Source organism: Sedimentitalea nanhaiensis DSM 24252, assembly GCF_000473225.1.
Taxonomy (GTDB): Bacteria; Pseudomonadota; Alphaproteobacteria; order Rhodobacterales; family Rhodobacteraceae; genus Sedimentitalea; species Sedimentitalea nanhaiensis.
In genome coordinates this window covers 2,788,241-2,808,767 of record NZ_KI421509.1, presented here as the reverse complement: position 1 = coordinate 2,808,767, position 20,527 = coordinate 2,788,241, and the positions used below count along the sequence as shown (strand labels likewise).

Here is a 20,527-nt window from a genome sequence, read left to right as displayed (position 1 = left end):
GTGTTTTGCGCTGCTCAGACAGCAACCAAGCTGTCAGCTTCTCAGCATACGGATCCAGCTTGCTCGGCCGGTCCGGTCTCTGGAATTCGGGTTCGACAATCCCGGCCCGCAGATATTTCTTGATCGTGTTGCGAGACACGCCTGTTCGCCGCGCAATCTCGCGAATGGGCATCTTGTCTCGCAGCGCCCATTTCCGAATGACCCTCAAAAATCCCATGTCTACCACTCCAATAGCCCCCAGCTGAATCAAGCAGGGGCAAGGTTGCACATGGGTCAATTCTCAATGACAATTTCTGCAGTTGCCGGGTCAGTTCTCAGTGACAATCAACAGGCGGGGGTTTTGCTGGACGATCTCCTGCGGCTTGAAGACCGGCCGTTGACGCTGTTCGATGTGCAGAACCCAAAATCTCAAGCTCTTATGACCGCGCTCGATCAGGTGAACCGCCGCTTCGGGAAAAAAACGATGGTGCTGGCGAGTGAGGGTATGAAGCGCCCCTGGAGCTTACGATCGGATCATAGAAGCCCGCGATACACCACGCGGCTGTCCGATCTGCCAGTCGTCAGATAAAAAGACTCGGCGCATAGCGCGCGCCGCTTGATAGGCCTTGCACGGCGGATATACCATCCGCCCGACGCGCCAATCTTGCCAGAAATTCGCTTGTAGCTCCCATACATAATCCCCCTTCAAACCAAAGAAGCCTCTGAATCGCAGATCAGGCGTCATGCCGTAAGTGGCGGCGTGGTGCACCGCTTAACCATTGAGGACCTGAGCGAGGCCCTGGTCTGCTGGGTTGTGGATGTTTACCACCGCCGCCCCCACGTCGGGCTTGATGGCAAAACTCCGCGCAATTGCTGACACAGGTTGGTTGCGAAATATGGTGTTGCGCCCATGCCGTCCGTGGAACCGCAGCGCAAGGCGCTCGGCACGCGGTGGGAGAAAACGGTCACGAAGAAGGGGATCACCGTGCTGGGCATTCGTTACCATTCGGAGGTACTCGCCCGCTGGTTCATGCATGCGAGGTCAAAGAAAGTGCGGATCCGCTTTTATTCCGAGGATATTGGCGCCCTTGCCGTGGAACTGGATGGCAAGTGGATCGAACTGCCTTCGGTGACCAGCATTGACGATGACATTGGCCATCCGGCTGCAGGACGAAGAAGATTTCTGGTGAAATGTCCGACACGAGCCGCGCCCCGGCACTCAATACTGTATGGCTACTCGCCACGCTCTGAAGGCCACCATCAGAAACATGCCGTTTGCGGGCTGTAAAAAAATCTCTTCCGGCTCCGCATCATCACTCCCATATATCCGACAGGACGGACGCACAGCACGTGTCGGCCTTCTTGGAATTCAATTTTGCATACGGAAAGGAGGCAAGCTAAGCCGGTCGGTCATGATTGATTAACCCGGCGCAAAGACATTCGATGATCATCGCTGACAAACAGCGCGCTGTGGGGACTGATCATTCCCTCGATGCGATGATCTCCATGCCCAGTGGGCTGGAAGTCGAAATTCCAAGTGGAACCGAACCCGCTCAAATCCATCCCAGGAGGCTGACCATGGCAGACTCCGCCCCTTCAATCATCCACGAAGCAGCCAGATTTACACACAGTGGTGGCCTTCGACAGATAAAAGAGCAAAGCGGACCCGGAAACTTCCGAAATCCAAATATAACCTCGTCCGCGAAGCGAACGGCGACTCAAGTCAATGCCTTGGCGCAGGGCTAAGCATGCTATCGGTGTCGAGCGACAGCGCCGATTGCCATAGCGGAGTCTTGAAGCACCTGTGTGCTGCCCGCCCCTTTTCGGTTGCCTCATGGATGGACAACAATCCAGCCCATTCGAGTGGCTTCAGCACGCATTGAGAGACTGCGGCCATCTCCCGCCAGCCATCATTGTCCCAACCGGAACTCCGGCCGTAAAATGCATCAAAAAGGCCGCGCTCGCTGGCCCGATTTTCAACTTCGACATTCAAGACATTCAGCCAGACGTCCCAGTCACCAATGGGACGATCCTGGAAGCACCCATACCGCCGCGGATATTCCCCCCATGCCCATATACGACAAACACCATTGAAAGCCTCAACCGCGTGATCCGCAAACCGATCAAGACACGGGGCTCGTTCCCGACGGACGACGCGGCCGCAAAGCTGATCTACCTCGCAATCCGTAATTTTGAAAAGGATGGACGGAATCTCCGAGAGTGGTATGCCGCCCGCAACCAATTTGCTATCATGTTCGAGGAGCGCTTCAATGCGTGACCGTATCAGAAACCGGCATGGGCTGGGCCAGATACACAGGCTTCATGACACTCCCCGGAAAACGGTCCTTCGCTGCGATGCATGCGAATGGCCGCTTCCGCAGCAAGTTCAACAATCGACCTCGGAACCGGCGGCGCGACGCTCGAAGCGACTTATCATGGTGGTAATGTCGGCATCGCCAAGGCGGGCCTCTGCGGCCTTCAGCTCATCCATCGCAGCGTCGAAAAAGCTGTATGACCCCGTGCGACGAAGATATTCCAAACCCAATTCTGCATAAGCGGAAAGGATACTTTTGTTGTTTGGGAACCTGGCAACACCTGTGGAAGCAAGCTCCTGAGCCTGCTCAAGAATCGCAATTCTATCCTCATCAAGTAGACCGGGAGCGCGCGCCGCCCGTGCAACCATAAGTTTTATCTTGTAGCGATGAACAGGCCCATCAGAGCCGAAGTCGTAATTGAAAACACGGATTTCAGTTTCAGCCTTTTCGAACTCTCCTTGATCGATGAGATTTCGTATCAGTCGATGACGTGGAACCCGTTCGCCCGGCGCCATGGATATCATGCGTCTCAACAATCGGTTTTGCTCTTTCTTTTCAGGAATCCTTGATAGTCCGCCATCGAGATTGCAAAGCTCACGTAGTGTCCTGACCTCGATGTCATATGATGGAGATATATTGTCGATTACTCGGTCGAGGAGAGCGATGATCTGCTCAAGATCGCCAAACTTATACCGCGTAACGATCTCCGAAATCACGCCATGTCTGCATTTCCAGCCGAAAATGCCATGGCGCTTTTCGATGGGATACTCCTCTACGATGTCATCGAGAGATTCCAAAATGCTTGCGATTCTGCTTGGTTCAATCTTTAGCATTCGTATGGCAAGTTGCCGATGAACGCGGACACCCAGTGTTTCCATTGCGGCGACGTGCTTATAAATATCTTGGGGGCCGCCATCAAGGCCGGCGAACTCCCGAAGAATAATATCGTCGAAAGATTCCGAGGCAAAAATATTTTTCAAGCAAACAAACATGTCTGCCTCACACCTATGTACTAAACGGCGTCTACGTTCCGCCTTGTTGAAGCCGCTAAAGGAATCTTCGACGAGTTCACGGATGCGAGGTTGTCGATCGATTAAGTTAAGGAGCCGATCAATTTCCTCACTCGAAAGCTTTGAGAGCCAAAAGTCTTTCCCGCAACGGTTAAAATTCGGCGTTCTGCTCCGAGGGATCCAATTATTCTTCGTCGAAACCGCCAAAATTTTGAGATGAGGATTATCATCTGCTACAAGTAGATCCATCAGCTCATTTAGCTGGTGCAAGTGCGAGTGGGCTTCGTCGACTAATAGGACGCCGACGAGTTCATGCTCCTTGAGATTGGCAGCGATCTTTCTCCAGTTGGACACACTTAATGTGTGTTCATTTATGTGCTCCCAAGCCCTGAAGCCGGCTCTACGAAGAAGCTGGAGTGCTTGCCGCGCTGCTGTCGACTTCCCGACACCGGCAGCGCCAAGAACTACCCCGGAAAGGATACCCGGCTCTTCAAAGTGCTTCGCAATCTCACGTGAAATGTCTCTTTCGAAGGTCAGTCCCGCTTCGATCTCCATGTGAGACGCGGGCCAGCCATTGAACATGGAGCTCACATCCGCTTCGGCGCCATTCGAAACTTCCGAAACCTCAACTACAGAATTAAGGATATGGGTGCCGGTCAGGACGTCGTCACTTTGCAAAGCAAGTGACGAAACAACTTTCGGCGGTCTCTTGGCGAGCTCCGAGAAGAAGTCATCTACGCCGCCAAATACAACACGCAAACCTTTTCTCTCTTGAAGCTGAGCCCGGCTCTGATTCTCGGTGTAAATCAGCAGTGTAATCTGTCCAGGCGAGAGACAGTTGGCATTGATTTTCGCTGCACGCTTTACCAAGGCATCCATGTCTGGATCGGATAGTGATTGCCCGATTATCACGAGATCGGCACCAGCAAGGTCTCCTCGCATCCGATCGTAGAGTTGCTCACGAAAATCTTCGGTCTGATCGTAGTCATCAACCGTTAGGATAATCCTACTTTGATTGCCGTCTGACACATCCTTATCTATTGTGCCGTGAATCTTGAAAAACTCGCAATGGAACTCTTCCTCATCAATGTGGAAGTCAAAATTGGAAGAGTACACTCTGCATTTTTTGTTCGCGCGCTCGAACGCTTGCTCTACTAAGGTATCGTAATTTGTTGTATAAATACCCTTCCATCTCCACCGCGGGATTTTCAGGAGCCCACCTTTTGGCTTCACGTGTGGGAAAAACCGTCTTAGGTCAGTTATAACTTTTCGTCTGCTGGTTTTCTTTTCAGCCAAAAATGTTATTTCAGCTAAGTCCAGTTCATGGTCTAAATCATACTTATCGGCGAAGTGCTTGACCAAAGCATCAACGCCTGGTGCTCCTGATGGGATGGATGCGCCCGCTCCAAAAAGAAGAACGGTCTTCTCAGGGTCAACTTGACCAATGAATTCTTTCATTGAGACTGGCAATGCTATGGTACCCTACATTTGTATTTTTCCCTGCGCGGGTCAGTCAACAAGAAAGGCGTGAAGGGTGCAAGCCTTGAACATCACCACCTTCACTGAAAAGCTAACGAGTGACATGGGACTGGGACAGACCTCCGGTCCTACGTGGCTGGCGGATAGATCCGAACGAAGCTACCCTTCGTCAAATTTTCTTGGGCGTCTCACCACCTTCTCGAAAACCTCCTTTCCTGACCATACCAAGCAACGCACAAAACCGACGTTCGGCTGGTTGCTTGGCATTGTCGGCTCAGGGCCGGTTGCAGACCGAGGCGGTTGGTAAAGAGATGAACCCTGAGGTAGTTCCAACTTGATGGCATGATCGGCCTCGCATGAGATGAGCTTGATCAAGACCAAGGCCCGGCTCGTCCGCGATTTTTGGTATTGGGAATACGACTGCCAGACATCTGCCGACCGGCGGTGCCCGAAGATCGCCCGCGTTGCGGTGCCATAGCACGCAGCGCAGCCACCCGATTCTCGGTCGCGGGATGTGTCGCAAAGAGACTGTCGTGTTTATGCGCGTGCAGCGGGTTGATGATGAACATATGCGCGGTCGCGGGGTTGCGCTCGGCGGCGTGGTTGTCGATCCGCGCCGCGCCCATGGCGATCTTTTCCAATGCCGAGGCCAGCCAGAGCGGCTCGCCGCAGATCTCGGCTCCGGCCTTGTCGGCAGCATATTCCCGCGTCCGGCTGATCGCCATCTGCACCAGCGCCGCCGCCATCGGCGCAAGGAACATCATCAGCAGCGTGCCGATCAGCCCCATCCGTTCGCGCGAGCCACCGAAGAAGAGCGCGAAGTTGGCCAGCATCGAAATCGCCCCGGCGAAGGTCGCGGTGACGGTCATGATCGCGGTGTCGTAGTTGCGGATATGTGCCAGCTCGTGGGCGATCACGCCGGCCAGCTCCTCCCGCGACAGGCTGCGCAGCAGGCCCGAGGTCACCGCAACCGCCGCGTTCGCGGGGTTGCGACCGGTGGCAAACGCGTTGGGCTGCGGCGTGTCGATCAGGTAGACCTTTGGCTCGGGCAGGCCCGCGTTCCGCGAAAGCTCGGCGGTCAGGGCATATAGGCCCATCCGATCGCCTGGGGGCACCGGCTGGGCGTTGTGCATACGCAGGACCATGCGGTCCGAGTTCCACCAGGTGAAGGCGTTCATCGCCGCTGCGACGACAAGCGCGATCAGCGCACCACCCGATCCGCCGATGAGGTAGCCCACACCCATGAAAAGCGCAGTCATCGCGGCCATCAGCATTGCTGTCTTTACATAGCCCATATTGGTCTTCCGAACTTCGAATTGAGGTAGTGAAGGAAATATGGGGAGGTTCCCGAACCGTGCAAGCATGGGCGCCAGACCGGACCTTCTTTCGGACGTGACTGGAATGACCAGTCCGGGCCGTTTGGAACTGGAGCTTGGGAATGACTTCAGTGGCGCCCAAACGATAGGCAGCATCACGTTTCCGGGCTACATATGGTAGATGTGAGTGAGACTGAGACGGATTGCGCCATGACGACGCTACCGGCCCTCGCAAACCAACCTTGGCGAATTGACACTATTAGGATGTGTTTAATCATTAAAACTACCTCCAGGATGGCCGAACTGCCAATGTGAAACGCAATCTGGCGTTGTCATGCCCTCTTCTTGTAGAGATGATTACGACAAACGGTGGCGAGGTAGTCCTTTGGAACGTATCGGAAATCTGGAACGACGGTTGTGGAGCTCAGCAGATGTGCTGCGGTCCACGTCGAATTTTGCGAGCAACGAGTATTTCATGCCCGTCATGGGCCTGATCTTCCTGCGCCATGCATATTCGCGCTTTCTGCGAGTCCGCGATGAGATCGCGCCGACCCTACCAACCCGGGGCGGTAAAACGCGTGATCTGACGAAGGCCGATTTTTCCAGCAGAAGCTCCATCTTCCTGCGGCCCGAGGCGCAGTTCGACTATCTGATCAGCTTGCCTGAAGATCAAAGCCCCTCGACGGCCGTCATTCACGCGATGGAGACCATCGAGGAAGATTATGAGAGCCTGACAGGTCTGCTGCCCAAGCAGGAATACGAGGAACTGGACGACGACGCCCTGCGCCAGGTTCTTCGCATCTTCAATGACCCGGCGCTGCAAAAGGCCGATGGCGATGTCTTTGGGCGCATCTATGAATACTTCCTCACCCAGTTTGCCGACCAAAAGGCGCACGACAACGGCGAATTCTTCACGCCAGTCAGCATCGTCGAAACCATCGTGAACGTGATCGAACCCACACGCGGCAAGGTCATCGACCCAGCCTGTGGCTCGGGCGGCATGTTTGTGCAATCGGCGCATTTCGTCGAAGCGATGCAGGCCAATCCAAACGAACAACTGACCTTTTACGGGATGGAAAAGAACCCGACCACGATCCGCCTCGCCAAGATGAACCTCGCTGTTCACGGGCTGGAGGGGGATATCCAGAAGGCGATCAGCTATTACGAAGACCCGCACAAGGATCAGGGGCCGTTCGACTATGTAATGGCCAATCCGCCCTTCAACGTGGATGAGATCGACGCCGAAAAGATGAAGGACGACAAGCGTCTGTCCTTTGGCCTGCCGGGTGTGAACAAGGCCGGCAAGGTCTCCAACGGCAACTATATCTGGATGTCCTTCTTCCATTCCTACCTGTCGGATCGGGGTAGGGCTGGCATCGTCATGTCGTCGCAGGCGTCTTCGGCTGGTGGGCAGGAGGCCAAGGTGCGCGAGGCCATGGTCAAGACCGGCGACATCGACATCATGTGCGCGATCCGGGGCAACTTCTTCTACACCCGCACGGTGCCTTGTGAGATCTGGTTCATGGACAAGGGCAAGCCCGAGCATCTGCGCGACAAGGTGCTGATGCTGGATGCGCGGCATGTGTTCCGCAAGGTGACGCGCAAGATCTTTGATTTCTCGCCCGAGCAGATGAAGAACCTCACGTCCATCGTCTGGCTCTATCGCGGGCAGGAAGGGCGGTTCGCGGGGCTGGTGCAGGAGTATCTGAACACCGCACGGGCCGAGGCGCAGGCGGCGGATTTTGCCGATCTTCTGGCAAGCTTTGACGTCGCGAACAGCCACTTTGCCAAGCACAGCGACACCGCGGACCTCAAGGCCGGTATCGCCAAGTTTCGGTCCGATGCCGAGGGCTTCATCGCGACCGCCGCTGCGCTGCCCGAGGTGGCGGCGGAGATCACTGCGCTAACGGCGGCGCAGGCGGCGATGCAGCCCATGGCGGATCAGGCCAAGGCACTGATCAGGGAAATCGACCATCTGGGCAAGCTGGCGCAAAAGGCGCAGGACGCGACGGTTGCGGGTGGTGCGAAGGCGGCAGAGGGTAAAAAACTGCTCACCACCATCGCCGAGGCCCGCGTGGCGCTGACCGGCGATCCGGAGGTGCATCTGACGGTAACTGGGGCGTTGAAGCGCGCGCGGTATTTCGAGGCGCAGGCCGAGTGGCTGCTGTCGCGCTTTCCCGAAGGGCGGCTGCGCGATGTGGAGGGGCTGGTCAAACTGGTGGACAGGGAGGAATTGGCCGCCAATGACTACTCCCTGACGCCGGGGCGCTATGTGGGCGTGGCGCCGGAAGTGGAGGATGAGGATTTTGATTTCGACGCGACGATCAAGGAAATCCATCTGGAACTGGAGACTCTGAACGCAGAGGCGGCGGAGCTGGCCGAGTTGATCGCGGCGAATTTTGAAGAGTTGATTGTATGAGTTGGGAAACAGTACCTCTTGGAGAGCTTATCGCGCCCAAGAAGGGATCGCTTGTTTCAGGGCCGTTCGGCTCAAATATTGGGTCACGTTTTTTCGTAGCGGAAGGCGTGCCAGTAATTCGCGGAAACAATATTACAAAAGGGGCGCAGAAGTTTATTGAGGAGGGATTTGTATACCTCACCGAAGAAAAAGCCTCAGAGTTTCCAAACTGTGTGGCTACAGAAGACGACATCATCTTCACCGCCGCTGGTTCGATCGGCCAAGTTGGCCTCATTCCTAAAGAGCGAAGATACAAAAACTACATAATCTCAAACAAACAGATAAGAGCACGGTTAGATACCGAAAAAGCCGACCCACTTTTTGTATACTACTGGCTTTCTTCCAAACGAATGGTCTCGTATATCGAATCCCAGAATAACGGAGGTGCGGTTCCACTATTGAACCTTGGTATTGTGCGGCGACTACCAGTGCCCCTTCCATCCAAGAACACCCAAGAGCGGATTGCGGCGATCCTCTCGGCCTATGACGACCTGATCGAGAACAACCGGCGGCGGATTGCGCTGTTGGAGCAGGCCGCAAGGCTGCTCTACCGCGAATGGTTCGTCCACTTCCGCTTCTCCGGCCATGAGACAGCGTCCTTCAAGGATGGGCTGCCGGAGAGGTGGGAAGTCAAGCAGGTCAAAGATCTATTGTTGAAGGTTAAAGCCAAACCCAAAGTCCGAAAAGATGAATACGAACAAGTTGGTTCATATCCTTGCGTCGACCAAGGGCAGTCATTCGTCGGTGGTTTCACCAACAATAGTGAAGCGATTTATAGGGATGAACTGCCACTTATAGTTTTCGGAGATCACACCCGAGCGCTGAAGTATGTCGATTTTCCCTTTGCAAGAGGTGCTGATGGCACGCAGATCATTAAATCAAACGACGATAGGCTATCACAGATTCAGTTTTACTTCGCATTGATCAACGTTGATCTTTCAAACTATGCTTATGCTCGCCACTTTAAGTTTCTGAAGGATCAAGAGATTATTCTTCCCGATGAGGGAACGGGTTCTCACTTTACCGAAATAGTGCAAACCTGGTTTATTCAAATGCAAAACCTTCGCGATCAGAACGCCCAACTCACCGCTGCCCGCGATCTTCTCCTCCCGCGTCTCATGGATGGACGTATTCCTGTTTCCATGTAGCCTTGCCCCCATGAGTGCAGACCGATGAATGATTATACCGAAGACAATCTTGTCCAGAAAACCATGGCCGATTACCTCGCCGAGACCCACGGCTGGCGCTCGGTCATGGCCTGGAACCGCGAGAGTTTCGGCCCCGAGGGCACGCTGGGCCGCCGCTCGGACAAGGAGGTGGTGCTGACGCGCTATCTGGGCGAGGCGCTGGTGCGGCTCAACCCCGGCCTGCCCGATGTGGCCTATCAGCACGCGCTGCGCGAGATCACCGACATCTTCGGCTCGCAATCGCTGATCCGCATCAATCAGGACAAATACGCCCTGATCCGCGATGGGGTGAAGGTGAAGTTCCGCCAGGACGGCGAGCAACTGATCGAACGGCTGCGGGTGTTTGATTATGACACCCCCGAAAACAACGATTTTCTCTGCGTGCGGGAAATGTGGATACGCGGCTATGCCCACCGGCGGCGGGCCGATATCGTCGGTTTCGTCAATGGCCTGCCGCTGATGTTCTGCGAGCTGAAGCGCCCCGACCGCGACCTGCGCCGCGCCTATAACGAGAACCTGTCGGATTACAAAGACACCGTCCCGCATCTGTTCCACTTCAACGCCTTTGTCATTCTGGGCAATGGCGAGCAGGCGAAAATGGGGTCAATCACCGCGGATTATGAGCATTTCGCCGATTGGCTGAAGGTGGATGAGAGCGACAGGCGCGACGCCATGCTGCCGATGGAGGCGTTGCTGAAAATCGTCTGCGACAAGCGGCGGTTGCTGGACCTGTTCGAGAATTTCATCCTGTTCGCGGATACGGCGGATGGCCCGGCAAAGATCCTGGCCAAGAACCACCAATATCTGGGCGTGAACCGGGCTGTTGATGCCGTGGAGCGGCGTGAGATTCTGGACCGCAAGCTGGGAGTGTTTTGGCATACCCAGGGGTCGGGCAAATCGTTCTCGATGGCGCTGTTCACCCAAAAGGTGCATCGCAAGCTGGGCGGCGATTATACCTTCCTCGTGCTGACGGACCGCACCGACCTGGACAACCAGATCTACAAGACCTTCGCCTCTGTCGGGCTGGCGAACAACGACAAGGACCCCTGCCGGGCTGGATCGGCCAAAGGTCTGCGGGGGTTGCTTGGCCAGCAGAAGAAGGTCGTCTTTGCGATGATCCAGAAGTTCACCGACACAGAGGCCGAGGGCGGGGTCTACTCGGAGCGGGACAACGTGATCGTCGTGACAGACGAGGCGCACCGCACCCAATACGGCACCCTGGCGCTCAACATGCGCAAGGGGTTGCCCAATGCCAGCTTTATAGGCTTCACCGGCACGCCCCTGTTCGCCAATGACGAGATCACCAAACAGGTGTTTGGGGCGTATCTGTCGACCTACGATTTTCAGGATGCCATTGCCGATGGTGCAACTCTGCCGCTGTTCTATGATGCGCGGGGGGACAAACTCCAGGTTTCCGGTAATGGCCTGAACGAAAAACTCGCCGAGGCAATCGCTGAGGCAGAAATCGACGACCCTGATGTGGCGGCCAAACTCTCAGACGAGCTGAAGCGTGAATACCATGTGGTGACTGCCGAACCCCGGCTTCGCCATGTGGCGCAGGATTTTGCATGGCATTTCTCGACCAATTGGGAAAGCGGCAAGGCCATGTTCGTGGCCATCGACAAGGTCACAGCCGTGCGCATGCACAACTACATTCAGGAGGCTTGGCAGGCCAGAATTGAGGCGCTTGAAGGCGAGCTGAAGGCGATTGCCGATGATCAGGAACGGGTCATTCGATTGCAGCAGATAGAGTGGATGCGCGAGACCCAAATGGCTGTCGTCGTCAGCGACGAACAAGGTGAAATCAAGAAGTTCAAAGACTGGGGCTTGGACATCATCCCACATCGAAAAAGGATGAAAGACGGGTTCACGGTCAAGGAAATAGTTGGAGGGCGCGAGGTTGAAAAGCGTCTGGATGTGGACAGCGCCTTCAAACGTGAAGATCACCCATTCCGCATCGTGATCGTCTGCGCCATGTGGCTGACCGGGTTTGATGTTCCTTCTCTCTCCACGCTCTATCTCGACAAGCCATTGCAGGCACATACGCTAATGCAGGCCATTGCCCGCGCCAACCGCGTTAAGGAAGGCAAGAACAATGGCCTGATCGTTGACTACTGCGGTATTTTGAAGAACCTGCGGAAGGCGCTCGCGACGTTCGCAGGGCATACCGGCGGGGGGGCGATGGGCGGCGATGATGGTGAAAGCCCCGAGGTCGATCCTCTCAATCCTGAGGAAAAACTGCTCGGTGAGCTTGCTGAGGCCATCGGACTGGTTCGGGAACGCCTTCGAGATGACGGCTACGATCTCGATCGAATGAAGACCGCCGCTGGGTTCGACAAGCTGAAAGCGCTCAAGGACGCGAAAGAGCTTATTAACACCAACGACGAGACCCGAAAAGGTTTCGAAATAGGCGCGCGCGCCGTGTTCCGCAAATACAAGGCGTGTCTGACCTTCGCGAAGGTGGAGATCTACAAGCCAGACCACCAAGCGATCAATTACATCTACAGCTCGTTGCAAGAGGACAAGGCCGCCGCTGACACATCGGCCATAATCCAGAAGCTGAACGCGATCGTTGCCGGAGCTATAGACATCCAACCTGACGGTGAAGAAAACCGGATATTCGACATATCCAAGGTCAATTTCGAGTTGTTGCGCAGAGAATTTGCCAAAAGTGAGCGCAAAGCCAGTGATCTGCAGGATCTGCGAAGTGTCTTACAAAAACGGCTCGCAAAAATGCTTGCTGATAATCCGACGCTGAATGATTTCCGCGAACGGTTCGACAAAATAGTCTCTGAGTATAACAAGGAGAAGGACAAGAATACCATCGAGGCAACCTTCGAAGCATTGATGCGCCTTACGGCCGAGATGGAAGCAGCGGCCCAGGCGCATGTGGCACTTGGCCTGACAGCGGAGCAAAAACCGGTTTTCGATTTACTGGTTCGCGCGGACCTGACGAAGGCCGAGATTCGTCAGATAAAATCGGCGTCAACAAGTCTCCTGATGGCGATCCGGAAAAAGATTGAGGAGGTTCAGGACATATTTCAAAAGCAGAGTACGAGAGACGGTCTTAGACAGGAAATTTATGACCTGCTCTATGATGAAAATACCGGCTTACCGGCAACAAAATACGACGATGACGCGTTAGATACTAAAACAGACGTGTTGTTTCAATTTTTCGAAACTCAATACAACATGAGCGATAGACCGTATGTATAGCTCGTCGGTGTGATTTGCGGTCCGGTCCTTCCTCGCGCCCCTGCGCTGGTGATTGATACCCTATAATCTTCTATGCGTTTCATCTGGAGCTAAAAACCATGGGTGACTGCGGTCAGGCATCGTTGGGGGGCTGCGGGTTTACTCGATGATCTCATGTGCGCCGCAGTGACGGCGGTCGCGACGCAATCAAGGGGAATTCTTAGATGCGAGCAACCGTGCTTCCCCCACCGCGATCAGACTTCGATTTATTGATCTAAAATTTCCTTATTCGTCAACGCCTTGCAGATATAGTTCCATTTTTGTTGCCTTTTTAGCCCCTTCTTGCTTCTGCAAATCCCAGTTCGACCAATTTCCTCCTTGAACCGGGCGCCCTTGTGATGGGGCCCGGAACAGAAGAGGAGCGAAGAATTGGAAGACCCCCTGAACGAAGCCGGCTTCGACTGGAGCCAAGCAGGCGATGGCAGTTCGCTGGCGGAGCTGATTGCCGCTGCCGCCAACGCGGACCCGGACGCCCTGCTGCCCGCCCGCCCTGTAACCGGGCGCAAGCCAGCCGTCGGCGCTAAGAAGCACTTCTCCTGCGCCTTTGTATATGGGTCGGATGCCGGGCGCGTGATGCACACCGAAAGCCTGACAGAAAAGCATGTGGCATTTGCACTGCTCGCCCGTCCCGATGTCGTGGAACTGAAGAACCAGGTATTGTTCACTTGGGATGCGGAGGACGGCTCCAAGAAGTGGCATCACTTCGACCTTTTCATTACGAAAACGGACGGCAGCCGGGTCGCGATCATGGTCAAATACGACGAGAAGCTCTCGTTCAAAGAGTTCCAGGCCGAGATCGTGGATATCGCGTCCCATGTGACCGCCGAGTTCGCGGATCGCGTGACGATCATGACCGAAAAACATCTCGACCCCGTCGATCTTCACAATGCGAAGCTCTTCAAGGCCGTTCGTCGGCGCGACCCCGAAGTGGACATGGCCATGCTGGATGCGGTCTCGGACCTGGTCGGCGCGGCGAAGATCGGCGATCTGGTCGCGCATACTGGCCTTGGCGGCCGCGGATTTCGGTCAATCGCCCGCCTCATCGGGGCCCGTGAACTCGAACTCCAGCGCCCGATGCGAATTGATTACGACACCCACATCATACGGAGGGCCGCCTGATGCTCGATATTCAACCCAGCCCGACCCTGCCCCGCTTCGCCTTCGGACAGTATGACGAGGTGATCATGGAGGGTATCTCCTACCGCGCCATCGATAGCACCGAGGATGGATACGTGTTCGCCCGCACAGATGGCACCGGCGTCTCGGAATCCTTTCCCCATGCGGTTCTGTCGCAACGCGTCACGCTTGGCGGGCTCGAACACCGCCGCGATGCCTTTCTTCCGGAGAGCGCGAAGCGGCGGCTGCGGGCTCCGGCACAAGAGCTTTCCACCCTGGCGCCGAAGCAACAGCAAAAAGCCAAGTACCATGAATCCCTTGTGCGCGCGTTTTTCGAAATGGAGGCCGAGGGGAAGGTCAAGCGCACGGAAACATCGGTAAAGTCCGCCTTGCCCGAGATTATGTTCAAGGCCGGGAAGTACCTGTCGGTTCCGAGTGAAGGCGATGTGATCGAGGCTGGCGGCAACAAGATGATCGTGCCGACCAAGATCAGCGCCAGCCGGCTTCTGAAACGCGTCGCCGCGTTCAGCCGCGATGGGATGGCGGCCCTCTATGGTCGCGGGTCAGGTAGTAGCCGCCCCCGCCGCATCGGACCCGACGAGTTAGCGCTCGTGTCCAAGACTGTCCGGAATTACCTGGTCATGGAACAACCCTCAATAGCCCAGGTGGTCGAAGATGTACGCGACGCCTTCATCGCCGAGAACCTTCGACGAGAGGAACTCCGCGAGAAAGGTGAGAAAGCCAAATCACCGCTGGTCATGCCATCGCGTGAAACCATCCGCCTCGAGGTGAAGAAACTCGATCCGTTCATCACCGACATTGCCCGCTTCGGGCTCGACGAGGCGCGCAAGCGCAATGCGCCTGCCGGCAAGGGTCTCGAACTGACCCGCCCGCTCGAGCGGGTCGAGATGGATGAGTGGAAGGTCGATCTCATGTCGCTTCTTGCGACATCCGGAATCTGGTCAATCCTCAGCGACGAGGAAAAAGCCAGCCTGGGCCTCGAAGACAGCAAGAAAACGCGCTGGTATCTGACCGCAGCGATCTGCACAACCACCCGCTGTATTCTCGCGATGAAACTCTCGAGGTCACCAAGCAGGCGCAGCGCGATGCAGACCATCGACATGATCGTGCGTGACAAAGGAGTCTGGGCCGATGCCGTAGGCGCACTGACCCCTTGGAACATGTCGGGCACCCCAGAACTCATCGTCACCGATTGCGGGTCCGCATTCATCGATTTCGACACCCGAATCGGCGCGACCGACCTCGGCATCGACATTGATCATGGGCCTGCCGGGATGCCCGAATTTCGGGCAAGGATCGAGCGCATATTCGGCACGATGTCGAAAAACCTCATCGGACGCTTTACCGGGTACACCTTCAGCAACACTGTCGTCAAAGGCGACTACGATGCCGAAGCGCGCGCCGCCCTGACCACCGAGGATCTGAGCGAAGCGCTGGTCCGCTGGGTTGTCGATGTCTACCACCGCCGTCCCCATGCCGGGCTTGATGGCGAGACCCCGCGCAATTGCTGGAACAGGTTGGTTGCGAAATATGGTGTCGCGCCCATGCCGCTCGTGGAACTGCGGCGCAAGGCGCTCGGGACGCGCCTGAAACGCACCGTCTCGAAAAAGGGGATCACCGTGATGGGTATTCGTTACCATTCGGAGGTGCTTGCCCGCTGGTTCATGCATGCCACGTCAAAGGAAGTGCGGGTCCGCTTTTATTCCGAGGATATCGGCGCCATTGCCGTGGAACTGAACAACCAATGGATCGAGGTGCCGTCGGTGTTCGAATGCTACCGCGGTGAACGCGCCCAAACCTGGATCCTGGCCGCGCAAGATATCCGCGCGTCGGTCGCCGCCCAGAAAAAGGTCGACGAGATGGTCATCTTCCAGGCGATGACCCGTATTCGGGAGATCAATGCCAACGCCCTGGCGCGGCAGGGGCTGCTGGTCGACGACTATTCGCAGGAGCGCATCGCGAAACTCGAGGACCAGATGCTGATCGGATTCGAGGTGGACGAAACACCGCATGAGGCTCGGATGCCTCCCGCTACGGACGGCCTCGGTCTGGAACTTCAGACCGCGTCGTCCCGCCCGGCTCAGACTGCAACGTCGCCGGAAACTCCTGGCGATACGGATGTCACCTGGTCCTTCGGCGAAAAGTAGCACCAAGGGTCCTGAACACGCACAGCCCCCGCAGTCAGTCGCGACTGCGGGGGCTTTTTTCTTTTCGCCGCCACCAGCCCTGTCATGAAGGTCGGGCTCGCGGATGGGTCAAAGCCAGCACAATCGGCGCGCCCCCCACCGAATGCATCCCGTCGGCTCCCCAATCCTCGTCCTTCCCCGGTGTGATGGAACCGAGGAAGGACAAGGATCTTCGGGGGTCATTTTACCCAAAAAAATTTCTTCGTGTTGGAGTAGATCGGCCAATATCAGAATCGACACGCCAGAAACACGGGCCGTGCAGCCCGGAAAGAACTGAAGGAGATCATCGAAACAACCATCTGCAGGCAATCTTGATGCTGCCACGAATGGCAGACGCGCAACAAAAAGGAGGACCAATATGCTGCGAAAGATTCCAACCCAAACCCTGTCTGCAGACCCACAACTCGCGACTGTCCGCGCTCACTTCGACGAGCACGGCACAGCGCTTTGCAACGCTGCTGCCCTGATCGGCGGAGGTGCCGGTATAGCACGCGCCCTGCGCCTGATGTCGGCGCTTCGCGAGGCCTCAAGGCTCGATCGGACAACGCGGCACAGGCTGGTCGATCTGCACCGGCTTCTCTCGCTCGATCCTGTCATGGATGGTTTTGAGCCGGACCTGACATCCTGGGTCCTGCTCGACCCTGCCAGCGCGGAAGTCGAGCAGATCTGCCTTCTCACCGATCAGCTCCACGCTCTGCTGGTGGAGATCGGAGAACGGGATGAACAGCAGGACGCGCTTGCGCTCGAGCCATGGTCGCAGACCGCAGCCTGAGATGACATGCCCACCCTGCGCTGCCGTCATGCCGCCAGGCCATTCCGCGTCACGAAACGAGAGGAAATTGCGATGAAATATTACGATCAGCTTACGCTCACAGAGCTCTGGACATGCGCGCTTCACGAACTCGACACCCTGCACGAAGAGGCCCAGCGCACGGATGTCGGCTTGTCCGCAACCGACACAATCACCCTGTCGCGGGCGCTCGCCGCCCTGCGCCAAGAGGGGCCGCTTTCAAGCTCCGCCATCGATAGCATCGGCTGGATCCAAGCGTTTCTCGACGCGGCCATCGCCCGCGAAACCCTCGGCCATCAGAACGTGTTCGACGGCAAAAATGATCCCGAACTCGGCGCGATCGGCCGGATAAGATCGGCACCCATCCTGTCGGAAAACGGGCGCGGCCTCGATCTGCTCCTGCAGCGTTTCAAAAAGGTTCTCGCGATGCGCGACCTCCTCGCCGCCCGCGTCGATGCCGAGCTTCAGATCGCCCGCCTGAAAGCCGCCTGACGCCTCGCAACCCGGTTGGCACCGACCACCGAACCACCAGTCACAAAAAGCAGAAGGCCGCGGAATTGCCCGCGGCCTTTGTCCTTTGCGGCATCTTCGCCAGGTATCGACAGACGTCAGAAACTCCTCCAACCCTCACAAAAATCTGCGCTCATCCTATGGCGAAAATCTTTGAGAAAACTTCAGTTTCCATTTCCGTTGACTGGCACCGGGACCCATGTTCCAATCAGGAAGCCAACTTTGGGCCGAAATCGCGAAGAGCAGTGAAAATCACGCTGCGAACGCGATTTCCCTCAATGGCCGTCCTTAACTTGTAGAATGGCCATTTTTTTCCGAAAATGGCCAAAATTAGCTTGTCGACATAACAAACTCGAAAAATACGTCGTCAACCACACTTGGAATGTCCGCAGCTACCGCAGGTCATGCAGCCTTCGATCATTCGCATCTCGAATTGGCCGCAACTGGGACAGGCGCGACCGCGCGGGCCGTCCATGTTCACCACCTGCGCTTGCGGGTCCGATTTCAGCCCCATGCCCTCGCCTTCGAGAAAGCCGATCGAGATCATGTGCCGTTCGATCACACCGCCGATCGCCGCCAGGATCGAGGGGATATACTTGCCCTGCACCCAGGCCCCGCCTCGCGGGTCAAACACCGCCTTCAACTCTTCGACCACAAAACTGACATCGCCGCCGCGCCGGAACACCGCGCTGATCATCCGGGTCAGCGCCACGGTCCAGGCGAAATGCTCCATGTTTTTCGAGTTGATGAAAACCTCGAACGGGCGACGGCGACCATTGATAACGATGTCGTTCACCGTAATGTACAGCGCATGCTCGCTATCGGGCCATTTCAGCTTGTAGGTGCTGCCCCCCAATTCGCCGGGACGGTCCAGCGGATCGGACATATAGATCACGTCGCCATGGGGGGTTTGGGGTTCGGCATCGGATTGGGCGACGATTTCGGGGGCGGATTCAGCCTTTCCAAATAGAAGCCATCCGGCCGGAACATTGAGAGCCTTGGCTGCTTTGACGGCAATCTCCTTTGAGAGATCACGTTTATTGTTGAGGATTAGGTTGAGCACTTGTTCTGACGCGCCTACGGCTTCGGCCAAAGCGCGCTTTGTCGGAAGTCCCGCGTATTCTCTGGCCCAATCCAAACGAGCAGCAACAGACGGAAGTTGTGGAAGTTCCTTCTTCTCCTCCGAAACACTCAACACAGACCCCGTCACATCGTTCGGCCGATAGGTGGTGCAGCCCTTGCAGCCCATATCCCAGGCCTGGACATACACATCCTTGAACGCGTCAAAATCGATGTCCTCGGGACAGTTGATGGTCTTGGAGATCGACGAATCCACCCATTTCTGCGCCGCCGCCTGCATCCGCACATGCTCGACCGGTGTCAGGGTCTGGGCGTTCACAAAATAGTCGGGCAAATCCACTTCGCCGAATTTATCGCGCCACATCTGCACCGCATAGTCGACCACTTCCTCCTCGGTGCGGCTGCCATCTTTCTGCAATACCTTGCGGCTGTAGGCATAGGCAAAAACCGGTTCGATCCCAGACGACACGTTGCCGGCATAGAGACTTATGGTACCGGTCGGCGCGATGCTGGTCAGCAATGCGTTGCGAATGCCATGCTCCCGGATCGCCTCGCGTACGTCCTCGTCCATCTGCTGCATCGTACCGCTAGCCAGATATTTCTCAGCATCGAACAGGGGGAACGCCCCTTTTTCCTTGGCCAATTGCACCGACGCCAGATACGCGGCGCGGGCGATCGCGTGCAACCAGCGTTCGGTCTGACGCGCCGCTTCCTCGGATCCATAGCGCAGCCCCAGCATCAAGAGCGCATCGGCCAGCCCGGTGACGCCCAGCCCGATCCGGCGCTTGTTGCGGGCCTCCTCGGCCTGTTGGGGCAGCGGGAATTTGGAGACGTCCACGACATTGTCCATCATCCGCACCGCAGTCGCGACCAATTCGCTCAGCGCGTCCTGATCCAGATGCGCATCGGCCTCGAACGGGGCCGCCACCAGCTGTGCCAGGTTAATCGACCCGAGCAAACAGGCACCATAGGGCGGCAGCGGCTGTTCGCCACACGGGTTGGTCGCGGCAATCGTCTCGCAATAGGCCAGGTTGTTGGCGGCGTTTATGCGGTCGATAAAAATTACACCCGGTTCGGCATAGTCATAGGTTGCGCGCATCATCTTGTTCCACAGGTCGCGCGCCTGCACCGTGTGATAGATCTTGCCGTCGAATTGCAGATCCCAGGGCGCGTCATCCTTGACTGCCTGCATGAAATCATCCGTCACCAGCACCGACAGGTTGAACATGCGCAGCCGGGCGGAATCGGATTTCGCCGTGATGAACTGCTCAACATCAGGGTGATCGCACCGCATGGTCGCCATCATCGCGCCCCTACGACTGCCGGCGGACATGATCGTCCGGCACATGGCATCCCACACGTCCATAAAGGACAGCGGGCCGCTGGCATCCGCCGCAACGCCTTTGACATCCGCACCCTTGGGTCGGATGGTGCTGAAATCATAGCCGATACCGCCGCCCTGCTGCATGGTCAGCGCCGCCTCTTTGAGCATCTCAAAAATGCCACCCATGCTATCTGGAACCGTGCCCATTACGAAACAGTTGAACAGGGTCACCTGCCGCGCGGTGCCTGCCCCTGCGGTGATACGCCCGGCGGGCAGATATTTGAAATCCTCCAGCGCGCCATAGAACCGGTCCTCCCAAATCTTGGGGTCCTGCTCGCCCTTGGCCAGGTCGCGGGCAATCCGTCGCCAGGTGTCCTCGACACTCTGGTCGATGGGCGTCCCATCCGCATTCTTAAAGCGGTATTTCATATCCCAGATCTGGTCTGCGATAGGGGCGGCAAAACGGCTCATCGGGTGATTCCTGATTTTTCTGAAGGCTCT

Annotated in this window: 13 protein-coding genes and 1 pseudogene; 10 read left to right on the top strand and 4 right to left on the bottom strand. The window is 56.6% G+C overall.

Annotated elements, in window-relative coordinates; all coding sequences use genetic code 11:
• Positions 1 to 217, bottom strand: a 217-nt coding sequence (locus NANH_RS26355; RefSeq protein WP_036049918.1) for a helix-turn-helix domain-containing protein, incomplete at its 3' end; no start/stop codon positions are given.
• A gap of 51 nt (positions 218 to 268) precedes the next feature.
• On the opposite strand from NANH_RS26355, the gene NANH_RS29705 reads away from it, so the two are divergent.
• The 3 genes and pseudogenes from NANH_RS29705 to NANH_RS0115580 form a co-directional block, all read left to right on the top strand.
• Positions 269 to 568, top strand: a complete 300-nt coding sequence (locus NANH_RS29705; protein WP_322786818.1) for a DUF4113 domain-containing protein — start codon at positions 269 to 271, stop codon at positions 566 to 568.
• Positions 569 to 889: 321 nt separating this feature from the next.
• Positions 890 to 1,267 carry a Mu transposase C-terminal domain-containing protein gene (locus NANH_RS0115585; protein WP_074920641.1) on the top strand — a complete coding sequence of 126 codons (378 nt, stop codon included), beginning with the start codon at positions 890 to 892 and terminating at the stop codon, positions 1,265 to 1,267.
• 786 nt (positions 1,268 to 2,053) lie between these two features.
• Positions 2,054 to 2,257 (top strand): annotated as a pseudogene (locus NANH_RS0115580) (transposase); the annotation flags it as partial.
• 108 nt (positions 2,258 to 2,365) lie between these two features.
• On the opposite strand, the gene NANH_RS0115575 reads toward NANH_RS0115580, so the two are convergent.
• Together NANH_RS0115575 and htpX are read right to left on the bottom strand one after the other, a co-directional pair.
• The gene (locus NANH_RS0115575) at positions 2,366 to 4,762 is read right to left on the bottom strand and encodes an SIR2 family protein (RefSeq protein WP_036049915.1); all 2,397 of its coding nucleotides are present in this window, start codon (positions 4,760 to 4,762) and stop codon (positions 2,366 to 2,368) included.
• A gap of 392 nt (positions 4,763 to 5,154) precedes the next feature.
• Positions 5,155 to 6,078: a zinc metalloprotease HtpX gene (htpX, locus tag NANH_RS0115570; protein ID WP_027262880.1), complete on the bottom strand. Its 924-nt coding sequence runs from the start codon at positions 6,076 to 6,078 to the stop codon at positions 5,155 to 5,157.
• Between the two features lie 406 nt (positions 6,079 to 6,484).
• On the opposite strand from htpX, the gene NANH_RS0115560 reads away from it, so the two are divergent.
• From NANH_RS0115560 to NANH_RS0115530, 7 genes are all read left to right on the top strand, one after another.
• On the top strand, positions 6,485 to 8,518 hold the full coding sequence (locus NANH_RS0115560) for an N-6 DNA methylase (protein WP_027262879.1): 2,034 nt from the start codon (positions 6,485 to 6,487) through the stop codon (positions 8,516 to 8,518).
• Complete coding sequence (locus NANH_RS27485) at positions 8,515 to 9,705, top strand: restriction endonuclease subunit S (protein WP_051372447.1); 1,191 nt, start codon at positions 8,515 to 8,517, stop codon at positions 9,703 to 9,705. Before NANH_RS0115560 ends, NANH_RS27485 begins: the two co-directional genes overlap by 4 nt.
• A 24-nt stretch (positions 9,706 to 9,729) precedes the next feature.
• A complete protein-coding gene (locus NANH_RS0115550) occupies positions 9,730 to 12,960 on the top strand; it encodes a type I restriction endonuclease subunit R (RefSeq protein WP_027262878.1) in 3,231 nt (1,076 codons plus the stop codon).
• Positions 12,961 to 13,368: 408 nt separating this feature from the next.
• On the top strand, positions 13,369 to 14,118 hold the full coding sequence (locus tag NANH_RS0115545) for a hypothetical protein (protein ID WP_027262877.1): 750 nt from the start codon (positions 13,369 to 13,371) through the stop codon (positions 14,116 to 14,118).
• Positions 14,118 to 16,283 (top strand): Mu transposase C-terminal domain-containing protein, encoded by a 2,166-nt coding sequence (locus tag NANH_RS26345; RefSeq protein ID WP_051372445.1) that lies wholly within the window; start codon positions 14,118 to 14,120, stop codon positions 16,281 to 16,283. The genes NANH_RS0115545 and NANH_RS26345 overlap by 1 nt, the downstream gene beginning before the upstream one ends.
• 397 nt (positions 16,284 to 16,680) lie before the next feature.
• Positions 16,681 to 17,094 (top strand): hypothetical protein, encoded by a 414-nt coding sequence (locus NANH_RS0115535; RefSeq protein WP_027262876.1) that lies wholly within the window; start codon positions 16,681 to 16,683, stop codon positions 17,092 to 17,094.
• 72 nt (positions 17,095 to 17,166) lie between these two features.
• Positions 17,167 to 17,604 (top strand): hypothetical protein, encoded by a 438-nt coding sequence (locus tag NANH_RS0115530; RefSeq protein ID WP_027262875.1) that lies wholly within the window; start codon positions 17,167 to 17,169, stop codon positions 17,602 to 17,604.
• A 385-nt stretch (positions 17,605 to 17,989) separates the two neighbouring features.
• Here NANH_RS0115530 and NANH_RS0115525 read toward each other — a convergent pair whose 3' ends face one another.
• Positions 17,990 to 20,497 (bottom strand): adenosylcobalamin-dependent ribonucleoside-diphosphate reductase, encoded by a 2,508-nt coding sequence (locus NANH_RS0115525; RefSeq protein WP_027262874.1) that lies wholly within the window; start codon positions 20,495 to 20,497, stop codon positions 17,990 to 17,992.
• Between the last annotated feature and the right edge of the window lie 30 nt (positions 20,498 to 20,527).

Excerpts from the sequence above, each read along its gene's own strand:
- NANH_RS0115585 (WP_074920641.1), top strand. The coding sequence starts at position 890 with ATGCCGTCCGTGGAACCGCAGCGCAAGGCGCTCGGCACGCGGTGGGAG.
- NANH_RS0115550 (WP_027262878.1), top strand. The coding sequence starts at position 9,730 with ATGAATGATTATACCGAAGACAATCTTGTCCAGAAAACCATGGCCGAT.
- NANH_RS26345 (WP_051372445.1), top strand. The coding sequence starts at position 14,118 with ATGCTCGATATTCAACCCAGCCCGACCCTGCCCCGCTTCGCCTTCGGA.
- NANH_RS29705 (WP_322786818.1), top strand. The coding sequence starts at position 269 with ATGGGTCAATTCTCAATGACAATTTCTGCAGTTGCCGGGTCAGTTCTC.
- htpX (WP_027262880.1), bottom strand. The coding sequence starts at position 6,078 with ATGGGCTATGTAAAGACAGCAATGCTGATGGCCGCGATGACTGCGCTT.
- NANH_RS27485 (WP_051372447.1), top strand. The coding sequence starts at position 8,515 with ATGAGTTGGGAAACAGTACCTCTTGGAGAGCTTATCGCGCCCAAGAAG.
- NANH_RS0115575 (WP_036049915.1), bottom strand. The coding sequence starts at position 4,762 with ATGAAAGAATTCATTGGTCAAGTTGACCCTGAGAAGACCGTTCTTCTT.
- NANH_RS0115530 (WP_027262875.1), top strand. The coding sequence starts at position 17,167 with ATGAAATATTACGATCAGCTTACGCTCACAGAGCTCTGGACATGCGCG.
- NANH_RS0115535 (WP_027262876.1), top strand. The coding sequence starts at position 16,681 with ATGCTGCGAAAGATTCCAACCCAAACCCTGTCTGCAGACCCACAACTC.
- NANH_RS0115525 (WP_027262874.1), bottom strand. The coding sequence starts at position 20,497 with ATGAGCCGTTTTGCCGCCCCTATCGCAGACCAGATCTGGGATATGAAA.